We start from the raw sequence: 15,312 nt of genomic DNA on the forward strand, positions 1-15,312 counted from the left end.
ACTGGTTTATGCGCACGCTTTGGTATGGATGCTGAGCCGTTCATATCCCGGGGGGATACGATGGCCCAGGTAAGAGAGGCGGTTCTGGGGCAGCTGGAGAGAAACGGAGCGCCCCTGTCAGCCAGAGTAACGGAAGATGAGGAGGATAAGAAGCGCGCAGCTATTGTGGACGGAATCCTGCTCAGGAATAACATTGCCATTGAAAACCCGGCGGCGGGTGCAGGAGACTTTCGCGGCGCTTCTCTCCGCATGATCGCGGCCAACTGTATGGCGGCAGAGGAGGGGGGAGACAAGAGAAACTATTACATGATGAACCCCAATGAGCTGTTTGAGGAAACCATGCGACGCTCCTTTTACAATCCGACCTCCGCATTCCCGGCCATCATGGATCAGACCATCCGCAAGGCCTATGCCGAGGGGCATAAGACCGCTCCGGTTACCTTTGACCAGTTCACGACCCGCGGCACCCTGACAGACTTTAAAAAGGCCGATAACTATTATGTGCAGGGCAGCTTCGGGGAATTTTTGGAGGTGCCGGAGAACGGAGAGCTGAAGCATACGGTTCCTACGGATGAGAAGCTGCCGCAGAGACAGCTTAAAACCTATGGACGCCAGTTTACCATGTCCCGTCAGGCGTTTATCAATGACGATATGGGTGTGGTAACGACGCTGCCGGCCCGGGCGGCGAAGGCGGCCAGGACGACGATTAACACCCAGGTATACCGGATTATGACCGGGAACCCGAAGATTTATGACGGCAAGGTTCTGTTTGGCTCTGACCACAGGAACCTTCTGGCGAAGGGGAGCGGCATTACCCAGGAGGCGGTTCAGTCCATGATTCTGGCGCTGGGAGGTCACAAGAGGAAGCTGGATGGGGCAGAGCAGGCCATCATCATCCGCCCGGCAGTCCTGGTGGTTCCGCTGGGGTACAAATTTAAGATGTATACCCTGTTTAATTCGGCTACGGTCAGCGCGTCGGGGGATGTCAATCCGCTTTACCAGTACAAGGATTCTATCCGTATTGTGGAGGATGCCACTCTGAACGCCCAGATTACTAGCGGGCCAATTCCCTGGTTTTTAGTCGGCGATACCAATGACACCGATTTCATCCAGGTGGATTACTTAAACGGACAGGACATCCCGAATATCCGGCGCATGGAGGCTCCTGGCCAGCTTGGCTTTGCCTGGGATGTGTATGGGGACTGGGGTATTACGGTCTTAGATTACAGAGGAGCTGTGAAGAACCCGGGTATTGAGATTACGTCGCCGATTGCACTGGCGTAGGAAGGAGAAAAATTATGGCAAATACAGCAGTTTATATTCAGCGGGGAGAAACACTCGATTACAAAAACAGCACAGATGCAGCCATTTTGGCGGGAACCGTTGTTTTATTCGGAGACAGGATTGGCGTGGCTGGAGGAGAGATTCCTGCTGGCGCAGTGGGGGCCCTCCATGTGACCGGCGTCTTTGAGATTCCGAAGAAGGCCAGCGTCGCACTCTCAATGGGAGACGCTGTGGTTTACACGGAGGCAGACGGGATTGACAAGGCTGCAGCTGCGGCTTCGCCTATAGGGTACGCCGTTGCGGCCTCCGGGGCCGATGAGGCCGCGGCCACAGTCAAGCTTCTGGGGTAAGGCGATGGGATTCAAGGATATTGTCAGGGAGGATATTCGAAATATTTTTCTCGATACGGAGGAGTTTGGAACGCCGCACCTGATTAATGACAGGAAAATCCCCATTGTGATTGATGACAATGAGATGATTGAACGGGAGAAGCGGAGTACAGGGACAGACAGCGCAGAGGGCATTTATAAGCGGCAAATCTTGTTTTACGTGGCAGCTTCGGAGTTTGGCCCTCTGCCGGCGGCCGGAAGGACACTGACCCTGGACGGCCGGCTTTATCAAATCACAGATGCCATTAACGAGGATGGGGTCTATTCCATCAGTCTGAAGGCGGTGCGTGCGACATGAGTGTAAAACTGTATATCCATTTGGAAAACCAGGAACAAATTCAGAAGCTTTTACAGGCATCAGGGAAAAAACCGAAGCCAATCATCAAGAAGGCGGTGAATGAGGCAGCCCAAAAGGCCAGAGAGAAGATCTACAGCGGGGTAAAACAGGGATATACGGTAAAGCGATCGGCTTTTACCCAAAAAGATGTATCGATAAAAAAGGCAACGACGTCCCGGCTGTACGCGCAGTTGGAAGTATCCGGCTCCCCTTTGTCTTTAACCAAGGCTTATAAAACGGCAAAAGAAGGGAAGCGGACAGCGGCAAAGGCAGCCGTAAAAAGAGGAGCCTTAAAGAAGCTGGAAAAAGGAGATTTAAAAGGGTTTGTGGCTAAGATGAAGGCGCCGAAAAAAGAGGGGGAAGAGGAGCAAAAGGAACATAAGGGAATTTTCCAGAGAAAGTCTCAAGCCCGTTTCCCCGTTAAGGAACTGTTGGGGCCGTCTGTTTCAAAGATCTCCGAGACAGTCTACCGGCCGATGGAGGGCGAACTGCAGGAGGGACTGAATCAGGCTCTTTGGAATTTTATTGATGAGGCGTTTCGGGTGTAGAGGAGGATGAGGATGACCAATAATCAGTTGGAACGAAGCTTAATTGAGGAGATTGAGGCGCTGTCCTCCGATATTCGCCTGGAGGGTATTGACGGTCAGGAGAAACGGCTAAAGGGGTATGCGGAGGCGATTCCGCAGCTTCCCCTTCCGGCAAACTGGAACGAGGATGCGGGGGACGGTTTCGGGGAAAGTGACCCGGAGGATGCGTTGATTCCATATTTTATTGTGAAAACAACGGAAATTTCCTATGAGGAAGGGGAAGGGGCGGCGAAGCTCTATCTTCTTTTTTGCATCTGTGACCACTCCCAGAGTATGCAGGGGTACCAGACGCTGTGGAACCTCTTAAACCGCATTACGGGCCGGTTCCGGGCGGATACGGTTTTGGATGCTTTTTATTGTGAAAAAAGGATGAAGGCAGTGATTCAGGACGAGGACACCTACCCGTATTTTTTCGGTGGAATCGAAATGACATGGAACCTTCCTGAAATGGAAGAGGATGAGGTGATTTAACATGAAAAAAGAAAGTAGAAAAACCGGAATAGACACTCCGGTCAGTGTATATCTGGGACCGTCGTTTTACGGGATTGTCCAGAAGGGGACAGCGTTAAAAGAGGGAAGCCTCCCCAAGTTTGAGACTCTTTTAGGGGCTTATCCGTTTCTGAAAGGGCTTTTAGTGCCGGCGGCAGAATTGGCGGAAAAGAGGAAGCAGCTGAGAGCCGGAGACAGTGAATTAAATGCGTTATACCGCAAGGCAGAGCAGATAAAGGAGGAGCTGCATGTATAAGCACGGAATTGAAGTAGAAGAAAAAAAGACAACCTATCAGCGCCCACTTGCAACTAGTTATGGCGTTCAGGTGGTGGTGGGAACCGCACCGGTTAATATGACTAAAAATCCAAAGGAATATGTAAACCGTCCGGTGCTGGTACAGTCGTTTGCGGAAGCGGTTGAAAAACTGGGATACACAGATGATTGGAGCTATACGCTGTGTCAGAGCATTTACGCATCTTTTCAGATGTTTAATGTCTATCCGGTTATTTACGTGAATGTTCTGGATCCAGACAAGCACAGCAAAGAGGTAGCGGAAGCAGCTTGCCAAGTCAAAAATCACCAGGTGACACTTGATAAAGAAGGAATTCTGTTGAGTAGTATCCAAATAAAAGCTCAGGCAGAAGGGACCGCCCTGAAATTGAATGAGGACTATATTTCGAGTTTTAACAGTGCAGGAAAGAGCGTTATTACCCTGCTTAGCACAGGGAACGGCTATGAGCTGGAGAATATTCAGGTAAGTTATAAATATTTGGCTCCGTCGATGGTGACGGAAGAGGATATTATTGGCGCCTATGACATGGAAACAGGGAAAGAAACGGGATTGGAGCTGGTACGCCGGGTTTATCCTATGTTTCATCTCTCTCCAGGGTTAATTCTCGCGCCCGGCTGGAGCCAGAGACCAAACGTCGGGGCTGCGATACAGGAAAAGTGTACAGAGATTAACGGGGTATTTCGATGTGAGTGTGTGCTGGACTTAGATACAGCCACCACCAGAAAATACAGTGAATGTGGAACGGTGAAGAAACAAAATGGATATACGGACTCCCATGCAATTGTTCTATGGCCGGAACTTCTAATGGGCGGGAAACACATGGCATTTTCTGCGGCCTATGGGGCGATGGCCAGTTATTACACGGCGACGAATGGAGATGTCCCTTATCTGTATCCGTCCAATCGCCTTTTGAATGTTGAAGGGGCGGTATTAGCGGATGGAACGGAGATTACGCTGGACCAAACACAGGCGGCCTATCTGAATGGAGATGGTGTTGTGACCGCTATCAATGACGGTGGCTGGAGGAGCTGGGGAAATAATACCGGATGTTATCCGGAAAATACAGACCCGAAGGATTATCGAATTGGCTGCCGGAGAATGTTCAGCTTTGTGGCAAATTATTTTATCCGCCAATACCAGAGCCGACTAGATGCCTCTATGAATCGCCGGACTATTGACGACATTGTAAACAGCTTTAATATCTGGGGAAACAGCCTGGTCAGCCAGGGGATGTGCGCCGGTCTTCGGATGGAATATGATGAGAGCGAAAATGATAATGAGAGCCTGTTAAACGGCCATGTGAAAGTGAAAATTTATCTGGCTCCGTATACGCCACTGGAATACATTCTGGCGTCAGAAGAGTTTGATATGACGGCATTGCAGGCGTCCATTGTGGGCGGAGAGGAGTAAGAGCATGAAAATACCGCAGGTAATTAATCGATTTAATTTATATCGAAACGGAACTAAGTTAATTGGAACCTCCGGCGAGGTAGAACTTCCGGAGGTAACAAACCTGACAGACACCATCGAGGGAGCCGGGACAGGAGGAAATCTGGAAATCCCCGTTATAGGACTGACAGATACAATGGATATCCAGATTCCCTACACAACACTGAGCAAAGATGCGTTTTCTATGATGAATCCAAACGAGGCGGCGGATCTGCTTTTGAGCGGTGCGATTCAGGGGATGGATAGCGGGACGGGGAAGGTTGGCTATACGCAGCTAAGCATTGCTGTTCGCGGAGTAGTTAAAACCTTTACACCCGGAAGTGTAAAGGCAGGGGCAAAGATGGAGTCCAGCGTGACTCTAAGTCTCAGCTATTACAAGATTGTGATTGACGGAACAACGATGCTGGAGATTGACAAGCTGAATGGTGTTTACATTGTAAACGGAGAAGATGTCTTAAGGGAAGTCAGAAACATGTGTTAAGGAGGGCGTATGGAAACAAAAAATGAAAAAGATGCACCAAAGAAGGTACAGGATAAAAAAGAGAGTTGGAAGATTATAAAGCTTAAAAAGCCGGTTTCCCACATGGGAATGCAGATTGAATCTCTGGATTTAACGGGACTGGACGATATGACGCTGGATGACATGGCAAGAATTTACAGTATTTACGATGAGATGGGTGGAACTGGTACGGTAATGCAAGAATCCACCCTTCTGTTTGCTAAATTAACGGCCCAGCATCTGACGGGACTTCCACTGGAAGTATTGGGACATTTAAGCGCCAGAGATGCGATTGTGTTAAAAAATAGGGTATACCGTTTTTTCTACATGTCGGTATAGCCGGATTCCGTGACATCCGGGAGGCGAGGAAGTCCTGTGTAGCTGCAGCCAGGTACAGCCATACAGGACTTGATTTTTTCTATGGCCTTCCGCTGAAAATGCTGAACCTGACCATGAAAGATGTTTCGGAAGCAGCGAAAGAGGAAAGGAGGCGGGCGAATGGCAGGAAAAGGTAAAGGATATGAATTAAAGGTTCAAATAGGTGGAGAAGTGGAAAGTTCCTTCGGGAAAGCCTTCTCAAAAGCGGAAAGAGAGCTTGCAACACTCTATAAATTTTCCAGGAGAACGAATCAGGGATTCCTGGAGGGAGTTGACCGTTTAGACTCCTTTGCAAATAAAACCTTTGCTGTGATGGCGAAAGGGGCCGCGGCTGCTTCTGCTGGCCTGGCCGGATTACTCACCGCTTCCACGATGGCCGGTTCCAGCTTTGAGGCTCAGATGAGTACGGTACAGGCGATTTCCCAGGCATCCTCCAGTGAGATGAAACAACTGAAAGAGGTTGCGGCCGAAATGGGCCGAACGACGAAATTTTCTGCCACAGAGGCGGGACAGGGTTTAGAATACATGGCGATGGCTGGCTGGAAGACACAGGAAATGGTTTCCGGCCTGCCAGGCATCATGTATCTGGCGGCTGCCTCCGGGGAAGAACTGGGAACGGTATCGGACATTGTGACGGATGCGATGACAGCCTTTGGCCTGCAGGCGGACCAGTCGGCACGTTTTGCGGATGTTCTGGCGCAGGCCAGCAGTTCCAGCAACACGAATGTTGCCATGATGGGTGCCACCTTTCAGTATGTGGCTCCGGTGGCTGGTTCTTTTGGCTATACCATCGAGGACGTGGCAACGGCAACCGGATTGATGGCAAACGCAGGTATTAAGGGAGAAAAAGCCGGTACTGCTATGCGTACCATGCTGACCAACCTGGCAAAACCGACTAAGCAGATGCGGGGATACATGAACAAGTTGTCCCTTTCTTTGGTAGACGGTACTGGAAAAATGAAGCCATTCCGGCAGCAATTACAGGAGCTTCGCCAGGGATTTTCGGGATTATCAGAAGCGAAACGGGCAGAATACGCTGCCGGGATCGCCGGAAAAGAAGGCATGTCCGGCTTGCTTGCAATAGTCAACGCCAGTGAAGCGGATTTTACGAAGCTGACTGCGGCGATTGACAATTCCGCAGGAGCAGCAAAGAAAATGTCGGAAGTCCGTCTGGATAACCTGGAGGGGGACATTACCATCTTAAAAAGTGGCCTGGAAGGTGCCGGAATCGAAATTTACGGAGGATTCAGCAGTCTACTCCGGAAGGGGGTACAGGATGCAACGGCCTGGGTCAGCTCTTTCACCGAAAATTTAAAAGAGGATATCCCTACAATTCGAAGAGAAGCGAAGAACTTTGCGAAGGCTACAGAAAGCCTGTTTGGGCCGCTTCTCGATGCGGGGGAATGGCTGTTACAGCATCCGGGAGTGATAGAAGGCAGTATTAAGGGAATTGCCGCGGCGATGCTGACATTTAAGGCAGCGAAAGGAGCAACAGCGGCAGTGAAATTGCTCGGCACACTGTCCGGAATGATGTCGGCTTGGCCGGTGGCCGCCGCGGGCCTGATAATTGGAGGCATTGTAGGAATCAGCTCCGCGATGGAACGGACTGCGAAAAAGAAGGCGGCCAAGAATCTGTCGGAGCATTTTGGAGATTTGACGCTGTCAATGGAAGAGCTAAACGAGGCTGCACGGCACATTGTGGGGGATAGGCTGTTTGACAACATTGAGGCAATGGAGTCCTCCTCAGGCAGAGCTGATGAATTTTTTAAGTCTATGAAAGATAGTCTGAAATCCATACAGAAGACGGAATGGAAGTTATCAATGGGAATGGAGCTGGACGCATCTGACGCAGAATCTTATGTCAGCGATGTTGATAGTTATGTTACAAGTGCCCAAGACTATATCGCCGAAAAAGGATATGAACTTAATCTGGCAGTGGAGTTGGTGCTTGGAGATTCCGGTCAGGGATTTGCAGAGGATAGCGGAGCTTTTTACCAGTCGCTTTTAGCTCAGTTGGATCCTTTAAAGCAGGATATTAGTAAAGCGTTAGAAGATATCACGGAGAACGGGCTTACCCTAGATAAACAGAAGATTGTGGATGGCTATCTGGCAGAAATGGCGGATATCACAAGTATGATTACCGATGCCCAGAATGCCGCAAAGCTGCAGATGATAGAAGGACAGTTTGCTGGGGTAGCCTTAACGCCTGAAACTTTTCAGAATTTGCAGTCAGCGATTGCAGATTATACCGAGCAGGCGAATACGGCTATAGATGACGCGACAGAGAAGGCTTTAGCCAGCTTAAACACGCAGCGTATAGCTTGGGAACGAGGGGAGACGGACTTAAACGGAGAACGGATCGGACTTTCACCGGAAGAATTTGAAGTTAAGAAAAAACAATTATTTCAGGGAGGATATGAGAAGAAAGCGCAACAGACTTTAGATGGCTATCAGGCAATGAAGGATACTATTATGGCAACCTACGGTAGCGAGATTCAGTCTGCGATGGATGCCATCAATGAAAGTCTGAATGCTTCTTTGAATCAGATTTTTGAAAATCCAAACATTTCCAATCCAGAAGATTTTGTAAAGGCTTTAGATTTTGCAATTGAAAACGCTTTGAATTCAGTGGAACTTTCGCCGGATGCAAAGAATGCAATTGGTATGCTCTTGGAGGGGATGGCTCCGACAGAAGAACAGCTGAGAGGCCTGACTGCGCAGATTGAACGGGCAGGAGGAGAAGTGCCGGAAGCGATTCAGAAGGCAATGGCGGATATAGGGACGATTGGTGCGGCAGCCGGTGAAAAAGAGGATCTTTGGACAATCATAGGTAAACAGGTTGTAAACAGCCCGGAGCGGGCGCTGCTCCTGGAAACGGTTCAGCAGCAGAGCGGGCAGATACCGCAGGAGGCTATAAAGGCAGTTGAGAGCATGTACCCGGAGGCCGAGGCAGCGGCTAGAGGATTTCTTGAATCAATGAGGGTACAGTTTGCTGAAGGATTGGATGTAACTGTGCCGGTCAATGTTCAGACACTTACGAAGAGTGACCAGGGGCAAACGGCACTCAGCCAATTTAAGAAAGGCGTATTACCAGCCCATGCAGAAGGCGGAATCTTTGATACGCCGCATATAGCCGAATTCGCAGAGGAAGGACCTGAAGCGGCAATTCCTCTTGACGGTTCCCGAAATGCGACAGAACTTTGGAAAGAAACCGGCCATCTCCTCGGCCTATATCAGGAAAATAATTATGGAGTCTATTCGAAGGCGCTTTCAGGAGCGCCGGCCGCATCTTCCAGCTTTCAGGGACAGACGGCAGCTCTACCAGCGTATTCTCCAGTACTTAATCTTTATGGGAACGCTGGCCGTGAAGAGGTGGAGGAGGCAGAGCAGGTCTCCTTTGAGCGATTTAAAGAGTGGTTTCTCCGGTTCGAGGAAAGCCGAAGTCGGATGAGTTTTTAAGGAGGAGCGGAATGGATACCTATCAAACCGTCCAGGGAGATACCTGGGATATGATTGCAAAAAAGCAGTATGGAGATGAAAAGAAGATGGACATTTTGATGATGAATAATTTCCAGCTGCTGGATTATGTGGTGTTTCCGGCCGGGCTCCTGGTTAACATCCCAGAACTAAGCAACGATGAAAAGCAGGGATGGCCGGAATGGAGGAAGTAGTGAGAACAAGAAGAGTACAGACGGATATTTTTTACAATGGCGTGGATGCCAATATCTATATATCGGATACCTTGTCTGATTTTCAGTATGATGATTCCACAGAGGAGTCTGACTCTATTTCCATTACAATCGGCGATGCAGATGAAAAATGGTCAGGTGCCTGGATTCCGTATAAAGGGGATAAAATTAGTGCTGGGATTAAACTGGAGGACTGGGAAGGGGAGGGGATTGACCAGGGCTTTTACTGCGGTGAGTTTATCGTAGATTCTTTTCGACTCTCAGGGCCGCCGCAGAAAGTTGTGATTGAAGGAGTTTCATCGCCCGTCAATTTGGATTTTAAGGAGACGACGCGTACTCAGACCTGGGAAAAGGTTACTATTCACCAGATTGCAGCAGAGATTGCTGCACGGTACGGACTCACTCTCGTGTATGACACAGGACAGGAGATTACGCTGGAACGGGAAGAGCAGAACGGGGAAACAGACAGCCGCTATCTTCAGGAGCTTTGTAATAAATATGGTATGGGAATCAAGGTGTATCTTTCCCAGATTATCATATGGTCGTATGAAGAATATGAAGCGCAGGAACCGGTTGCGGTTATTGAACGGGAAGCAGTGAGAAAATGGGAATACAAGGGAAGTGTTCAAGGAACCTATACCGGAGCAAGGGTCAGCTATACAGATCCAAAGAAAGGTAAGAAGGTAGAGGCTTTTATTGGCCGGGAGGGGCGTGTTTTGACAGTCAATGAGAAGGCAGAAAGCGTGGCCGATGCCGAACGAATTGGGAAAAATGCACTCCGCAACGCGAACCGGAAGGAAGTTACAATGGAACTCACCTTGTTTCCGAATGAACCAATACCGGCGGCTTGTACGGTAAGATTAGCCGGATTTGATAAAATGGATGGGATCTACTTTGTAACGCAGGTAAGCCACAGAGTATCAAGAAAAGAGTACAGTATCCGTCTCAGTTTATATCAAATAAGTGCGGATACCGATATTGCCGGCCAGACATCAGAAGAGCGGCCGTCTGCCAGCTGTTATACAGTGGTAAAGGGAGATACTCTTTGGGATTTGGCGGAAACCTTTTATCAGGACAATACAAAATATACATTAATTTACGAGGCAAACCGGGAAAAGATTGAAGCAGAAGCGAAGCGTCACGGAAAAAATGACTCGGGTGGAGGGTATTGGATCTACCCGGGAACGGAGTTAACAATACCAGGAGGAGCGAAATGAACGAAATCAGAGTAGGAAATGTATCGAGTGTCAATTATGCGGCCGGTACCGTTCGTATTGTCTATCCGGATAAAAGTGAAAAAGGAACAGCGGAACTGCCTGTTTTTTGTGGAACGGGTGAATATCAGATGCCGAAAGTGGATGACCAAGTGTTAGTGCTTCACTTATCAAATGATAGCAGCGTGGGAATTGTCATGGGGGGCTTTTGGTCAGACCGTTCTCTTCCGTCCCAAAGTGGGCCTGGAATGTTTTACAAAAGATTAGGCGATGACGACGCTGCTTTCCTGAAGCAACTAGGAGGTGTACTGACGCTGTGCGACAGAGAAATTTCCTTGCAGGGGAGCGCCGGAACGATTACATTGACACAGCTGCTTGAAATGAAAAAAAAGCTTGATGCATTGGAGGGATGAGCATTGTGGCAAAAATAGGAACATTCGGAACCATCCGTTTTAAAGTCAGCGACCAACAACTCCTTACCTTTCAGAATTTTAAACGGGAAATTGCTGGTTCATGGAGCAACATGGAGCGGATTGGGAAAAAGCCTCTTACCGTTTTTTCGGGGCCAGAACTCCAGACGATTTCGTTTAGAATTTTCTTAGATGCAGGCCTTGGTATTCCTCCGAGGGAGATGCTGGAAAAAATCGAAGATATGGTGGAGCTTGGAACCGCCCATTATCTTATTATCGGAAATCAGCAGGTAGGAAACCAACGCTGGGTTATTGCGAAAAGTTCAGAAATCTGGGAAAGAATTCTGGTAAAAGGAGAGCTGTTCCGAGCTACGGCGGATCTGACTTTACAGGAATACGTGTAGGAGGCCGATGTGGAGTTTGCGATAGTATTTGACAAAAAGGAAGAAAAATTGAGGCAGGAGCTTTCCATGCTGCTCTCCACACGCGCCGGAAGCGTACCAGTAATCAGAGATTATGGAATAAGCTGGCAGTGCCTGGACGCTCAGCCGGATGTTGCGGAAAGCCTATTTTATCAGGAACTCCTGCAGAAAACGGAAAAGTATTTACCAAATATTAAAATTGTGGGGATAGAGTTTGTTCATAATCCGGGAAACGGAGAGGCGACCGCAAAAATCAGTTGCAGGAGGAGGGAAAATAGTGAGTGAAACAATCGTAAAAAGACTTGAACAATACCCGGAAGTTAGTTTCATAGAGGGAAAATCCTTTGATACGTTCCTTTCTGAACTGATAAAAGAGTATCAGCGCAGGTACAAGGAATTGACGGGAGAGGAGCAGGAACTTGCCATTTCTGACCCCATTCGGCTGATTTTATATAGTTGTTCTGTTCTGATTTATCAAGGCTTTCAGTATGTAGATCGTGCTGCAAAAATGGGACTTTTAAAATACAGTACAGGGGATTTCCTGGATAATCTGGCGGCCATGAAGAATGTGGAGCGGCTCCCGGCGCAGGCGGCTATGACCACAGAACGTTTTTATCTGTCGGCCGCCAGGGAATCTCCAGTAGTAATTCCGAAAAATACAAGAGTAAAAGGCGATAAGTTGTTTTTCGCAACAACTTTGTTGACGGAAATCCCAGCGGGCGCCGAATATATCGATATCCCGGTCAAATGCCTGACACCTGGCAGTGTCGGAAATGGTTTTCTTCCAGGGGAAATTGCAACATTAGTAGACCCGGTTAATTATATTGAACGGGTAGAAAATACGACAAAGACGGAGGGCGGAGCCGACCAGGAAAGTGATGAGGAGTTGGCCGAACGAATTTATCTATCACCATCATCCTATTCTACCGCCGGACCAGAGGATGCATACCGTTATTGGGTTATGACGTATAGCACAGAGATTCAGGACTGCAAAATATATAGTGAATCTCCGGGCGAGGTAGATATCTATGTACTGTTGCGGAACGGGGAATTGCCAGGTGAAACCTTTTTAGAGGGACTGAGTGGCTTTCTGGAAAATGATAGCAAACGACCGTTGACAGACAAAGTTGTTGTAAAGGCGCCGAGCCAAGAGGCATATTCCATTGACGTCACTTATTACATCAATCGGTCAAATCGGGATATGGCGGAAACAATCAAGCAAAAGGCAGAAGCAGCCTGCCAGAGCTATGTAAACTGGCAACAGGCAGCGATTGCAAGGGACATTAATCCATCAAGGCTGATGTTCGAATTGGTTCAGGCTGGAGTGAAATGGGCCGAGATTCGAAAGCCTGTATTTGCAGAAATAACAGGAGCAAAGGTTGCGAAGGCGTCAGCCATAAATCTGGTATACGGAGGTCTTCAGGATGATTAGTTTCAAAGATGCAGATTTGCTTTCCGTGTTACCGGAAAATCTGTCCCAGCCAGAGACACAGGCGCTGAGCGCGGCGATAAAAGGTGGGTTGAGGGACTTGCAGGGGTATGCCAGGGCGGCACCGATTTATGCTGCCATTAAGGAGTTGCCAGACGAAGCGTTAAATCTACTGGCAGTAGAACTACGAGTGCAGTATTATGAGCCGGATACAAAGCGAAGCGTTCGAGAAGGAATGATTAAGCAGACAGTAGCCTGGTATCTGAGAGGGGGAACTGGTTCCGTTTTATCGGAATACCTGGGAACTTTGTTCCAGGGCGGAAGATTGCAGGAGTGGTATATCTATGGAGGAAAACCATATTTTTTTAAGGCTATCGTTGATTTGGCCCTAGACGACGTGATTCATGTGGGGGACGGGGAGAAAATTGTTGACCGAATTCGTGTTTATAAAAATGTACGTTCTTGGTTAGAGGTGCTGGAATTTCATGTTGGCGCCGAATATGGGGTACCTATCAGTTACGAGAACAAAGTATGTTTTCGGTTCCAATTCCACCCACGATATAACTTAGGCTATTTGTATCTGGACGCCCTTTGGAGGCTGAATGGGAGCCGCCGCTTGAATGGTTATGACAGCGAGGAAATGCTGGATTTTTATCCGGTAAAGGTCCGGTTGTGGGCAAAGGTTAGCGGGGGAGCGAGAACAGAGCTGGCCGGAGTCAATATGAACGAGAGAGTACAGGTTGCTATTAAAACAGAATCCATTCAGCAGGTACAGACGGGCGTTGTAAAGCAGATGGAGATGGCAGAACGGTTGAACTGTCAGGTATCGGCAGTATGTAAGATTGAAACGGATAGTTATATGACGAAGTTAAACGGTCTGGATGGAACTTGGAAGTTGAATGGCAGCCGGAAACTCGACGGCGGTCGGTATGCACTATAAGAAAGGAAGGATAGAACATGGCAGAGAACAAAGGTGTAATCACGATGACAGGGAGGAAAAAGCTGTGCATGGCCCATGCTGGCGATGAAGCATTACCTAAAATTACGAAAATGGCCTGGGGGGATGGCGGTGTGGATGAGGAAGGAACTCCGAAACTGGCAACGGGGAACGAAGTAGGCCTGTATAACAAGCTTTTGGAAAAAGCGATCGAAAGCCATAGTTATACCAGTGACGACAAGACAACTTGCCGGTACACAGCTACGCTGGAGGCAGGGGAGCTGACGGGTAAGGAAATATCGGAGATGGGGCTGTTTGACGAGGCTGGCGATTTGATTGCTTACCGGACCTTTATGCGGAAAGGAAAAGATGAAGACATCCCACAGATTTATGATATGGACGAAATTTTTTAAAGAGGAGGCACCGCATGGCATTTATAATCAAGAATCCTCCGGAATTTACACGGGAGGTGACACAGTGGACGAGGGAGACACTGGCTGATGGTGCAGAAATGGCGGAAGTGCCGGAAGCACTATTGAATAATGATATTTACCTGAAGACTCAAATAGAACGTCTGGAGCATGTAACAGAAGTTACTCTTACGGCACCTGGCTGGACTGGAGAAACCGCACCGTACAGCCAGATGGTTCTGGTTTCGGGAGCCGCGGAAGGGATGGAGCCGACCGTGGTCAGCGCCCTGGCGGATGGGGCCGATGCAGCCACAGCAAAGGCATATATCAAGGCGTTTGGGATTATCTGTGGTGGCACAGCAGAGTTGACTGATGGACAGGCCGTATTTAAAGTTTATAAGAAGCCGGTGACGGACATTACAATCGGCCTGAAGGGAGTGTGAGGGTATGAGTAAGATATGGATGCCGGGAGGCGCTGGCGGTGGTGCCGGTTCGGACGAATGTACGCTTGTGAAAGCAAATGTACCGACTGGACTGAAAGCGGTTACCGCCGATTCGGATGATGAAGCAGTGGAAGGAACTTTAGACACGGAAACAACATTAGCGGATTCGCAGGCACTTTCGGGCCAAACGTTTTTAAAATTCAACCCGGTAACGAAGCTGTTTGAACGGCGAGTGGGTGGGATGACGAACCGGGGAGCGGTCACTCAGGAGCTGGGAGCTGGAGGAAGTTATACAATTCCAGATGGGTTTCACAACGGATCCGGAAAGGTAACAGCAAAGAGTCTGGCCAGCCAGACACCTGGCGATTCGGCAGCCGGGCATATCCTTGCCGGAAGAACGGCATGGGTAAACGGAAGTAAAATAACCGGCACGATTCCCACACAGGGCGCGGCAACTATCACACCTGGTACGTCGGCAAAGACTGCCATAGCAGCCGGCAGATACGCGAGCGGTGATATTACTGTGGCGGGTAGTTCGACCCTGGTGGCCAGTAACATCAAAAAAGGTGTAACCATCTTTGGTGTTACTGGGACGTTCGAGGGGTATGTTAGTGATACGCTATACTTCTATAACTCCGGTACTTGGAGTAATT

The 15,312-nt window shown here is 48.8% G+C and carries 19 protein-coding genes and 1 pseudogene; all 20 read left to right on the forward strand.

Annotated elements, in window-relative coordinates; translation table 11 throughout:
- A partial coding sequence (locus CLOSYM_RS06245) for a phage major capsid protein (RefSeq protein WP_021641425.1) occupies nucleotides 1–1,284 on the forward strand: 1,284 nt, incomplete at its 5' end.
- 14 nt (nucleotides 1,285–1,298) lie between these two features.
- Entirely contained in the window at nucleotides 1,299–1,634 is a 336-nt protein-coding gene (locus CLOSYM_RS06250; RefSeq protein ID WP_021641426.1) for a DUF2190 family protein, read from the forward strand.
- A 4-nt stretch (nucleotides 1,635–1,638) separates the two neighbouring features.
- Nucleotides 1,639–1,971, forward strand: coding sequence for a hypothetical protein (locus CLOSYM_RS06255; RefSeq protein ID WP_021641427.1), 333 nt, complete (start codon nucleotides 1,639–1,641; stop codon nucleotides 1,969–1,971).
- Nucleotides 1,968–2,558, forward strand: coding sequence for a hypothetical protein (locus tag CLOSYM_RS06260; protein ID WP_021641428.1), 591 nt, complete (start codon nucleotides 1,968–1,970; stop codon nucleotides 2,556–2,558). Before CLOSYM_RS06255 ends, CLOSYM_RS06260 begins: the two co-directional genes overlap by 4 nt.
- Before the next feature lie 12 nt (nucleotides 2,559–2,570).
- Nucleotides 2,571–3,068: a hypothetical protein gene (locus CLOSYM_RS06265; protein ID WP_044902192.1), complete on the forward strand. Its 498-nt coding sequence runs from the start codon at nucleotides 2,571–2,573 to the stop codon at nucleotides 3,066–3,068.
- A 1-nt stretch (nucleotide 3,069) separates the two neighbouring features.
- Nucleotides 3,070–3,342 (forward strand): hypothetical protein, encoded by a 273-nt coding sequence (locus CLOSYM_RS06270; RefSeq protein ID WP_021641430.1) that lies wholly within the window; start codon nucleotides 3,070–3,072, stop codon nucleotides 3,340–3,342.
- Nucleotides 3,335–4,789, forward strand: coding sequence for a phage tail sheath family protein (locus CLOSYM_RS06275; RefSeq protein ID WP_021641431.1), 1,455 nt, complete (start codon nucleotides 3,335–3,337; stop codon nucleotides 4,787–4,789). The genes CLOSYM_RS06270 and CLOSYM_RS06275 overlap by 8 nt, the downstream gene beginning before the upstream one ends.
- A gap of 4 nt (nucleotides 4,790–4,793) precedes the next feature.
- Entirely contained in the window at nucleotides 4,794–5,309 is a 516-nt protein-coding gene (locus tag CLOSYM_RS06280; RefSeq protein ID WP_021641432.1) for a phage major tail tube protein, read from the forward strand.
- Between the two features lie 9 nt (nucleotides 5,310–5,318).
- Complete coding sequence (locus tag CLOSYM_RS06285; RefSeq protein ID WP_021641433.1) at nucleotides 5,319–5,666, forward strand: phage tail assembly protein; 348 nt, start codon at nucleotides 5,319–5,321, stop codon at nucleotides 5,664–5,666.
- Nucleotides 5,667–5,825: 159 nt separating this feature from the next.
- Entirely contained in the window at nucleotides 5,826–9,164 is a 3,339-nt protein-coding gene (locus CLOSYM_RS21970) for a phage tail tape measure protein (protein ID WP_049943593.1), read from the forward strand.
- Nucleotides 9,165–9,175: 11 nt separating this feature from the next.
- Nucleotides 9,176–9,376, forward strand: a complete 201-nt coding sequence (locus tag CLOSYM_RS06295) for a tail protein X (RefSeq protein WP_021641435.1) — start codon at nucleotides 9,176–9,178, stop codon at nucleotides 9,374–9,376.
- Nucleotides 9,376–10,611: a LysM peptidoglycan-binding domain-containing protein gene (locus CLOSYM_RS06300; protein WP_169728235.1), complete on the forward strand. Its 1,236-nt coding sequence runs from the start codon at nucleotides 9,376–9,378 to the stop codon at nucleotides 10,609–10,611. Before CLOSYM_RS06295 ends, CLOSYM_RS06300 begins: the two co-directional genes overlap by 1 nt.
- Entirely contained in the window at nucleotides 10,608–11,021 is a 414-nt protein-coding gene (locus tag CLOSYM_RS06305; RefSeq protein ID WP_021641437.1) for a phage baseplate assembly protein V, read from the forward strand. Before CLOSYM_RS06300 ends, CLOSYM_RS06305 begins: the two co-directional genes overlap by 4 nt.
- On the forward strand, nucleotides 11,018–11,422 hold the full coding sequence (locus tag CLOSYM_RS06310; protein WP_021641438.1) for a phage tail protein: 405 nt from the start codon (nucleotides 11,018–11,020) through the stop codon (nucleotides 11,420–11,422). The genes CLOSYM_RS06305 and CLOSYM_RS06310 overlap by 4 nt, the downstream gene beginning before the upstream one ends.
- A gap of 9 nt (nucleotides 11,423–11,431) precedes the next feature.
- Nucleotides 11,432–11,725: a hypothetical protein gene (locus CLOSYM_RS06315; protein ID WP_021641439.1), complete on the forward strand. Its 294-nt coding sequence runs from the start codon at nucleotides 11,432–11,434 to the stop codon at nucleotides 11,723–11,725.
- A complete protein-coding gene (locus tag CLOSYM_RS06320; RefSeq protein WP_021641440.1) occupies nucleotides 11,718–12,872 on the forward strand; it encodes a baseplate assembly protein in 1,155 nt (384 codons plus the stop codon). The genes CLOSYM_RS06315 and CLOSYM_RS06320 overlap by 8 nt, the downstream gene beginning before the upstream one ends.
- Complete coding sequence (locus CLOSYM_RS06325; RefSeq protein WP_021641441.1) at nucleotides 12,865–13,809, forward strand: phage tail protein; 945 nt, start codon at nucleotides 12,865–12,867, stop codon at nucleotides 13,807–13,809. Before CLOSYM_RS06320 ends, CLOSYM_RS06325 begins: the two co-directional genes overlap by 8 nt.
- A gap of 17 nt (nucleotides 13,810–13,826) precedes the next feature.
- Entirely contained in the window at nucleotides 13,827–14,219 is a 393-nt protein-coding gene (locus CLOSYM_RS06330; RefSeq protein WP_021641442.1) for a phage tail-collar fiber domain-containing protein, read from the forward strand.
- Nucleotides 14,220–14,233: 14 nt separating this feature from the next.
- On the forward strand, nucleotides 14,234–14,659 hold the full coding sequence (locus CLOSYM_RS06335; protein ID WP_021641443.1) for a hypothetical protein: 426 nt from the start codon (nucleotides 14,234–14,236) through the stop codon (nucleotides 14,657–14,659).
- A 4-nt stretch (nucleotides 14,660–14,663) separates the two neighbouring features.
- A pseudogene (locus CLOSYM_RS22985) lies at nucleotides 14,664–15,312 on the forward strand (hypothetical protein); the annotation flags it as partial.

Origin of the sequence: [Clostridium] symbiosum ATCC 14940, assembly GCF_000466485.1 — a bacterium.
GTDB classification, from domain to species: Bacteria; Bacillota; Clostridia; order Lachnospirales; family Lachnospiraceae; genus Otoolea; species Otoolea symbiosa.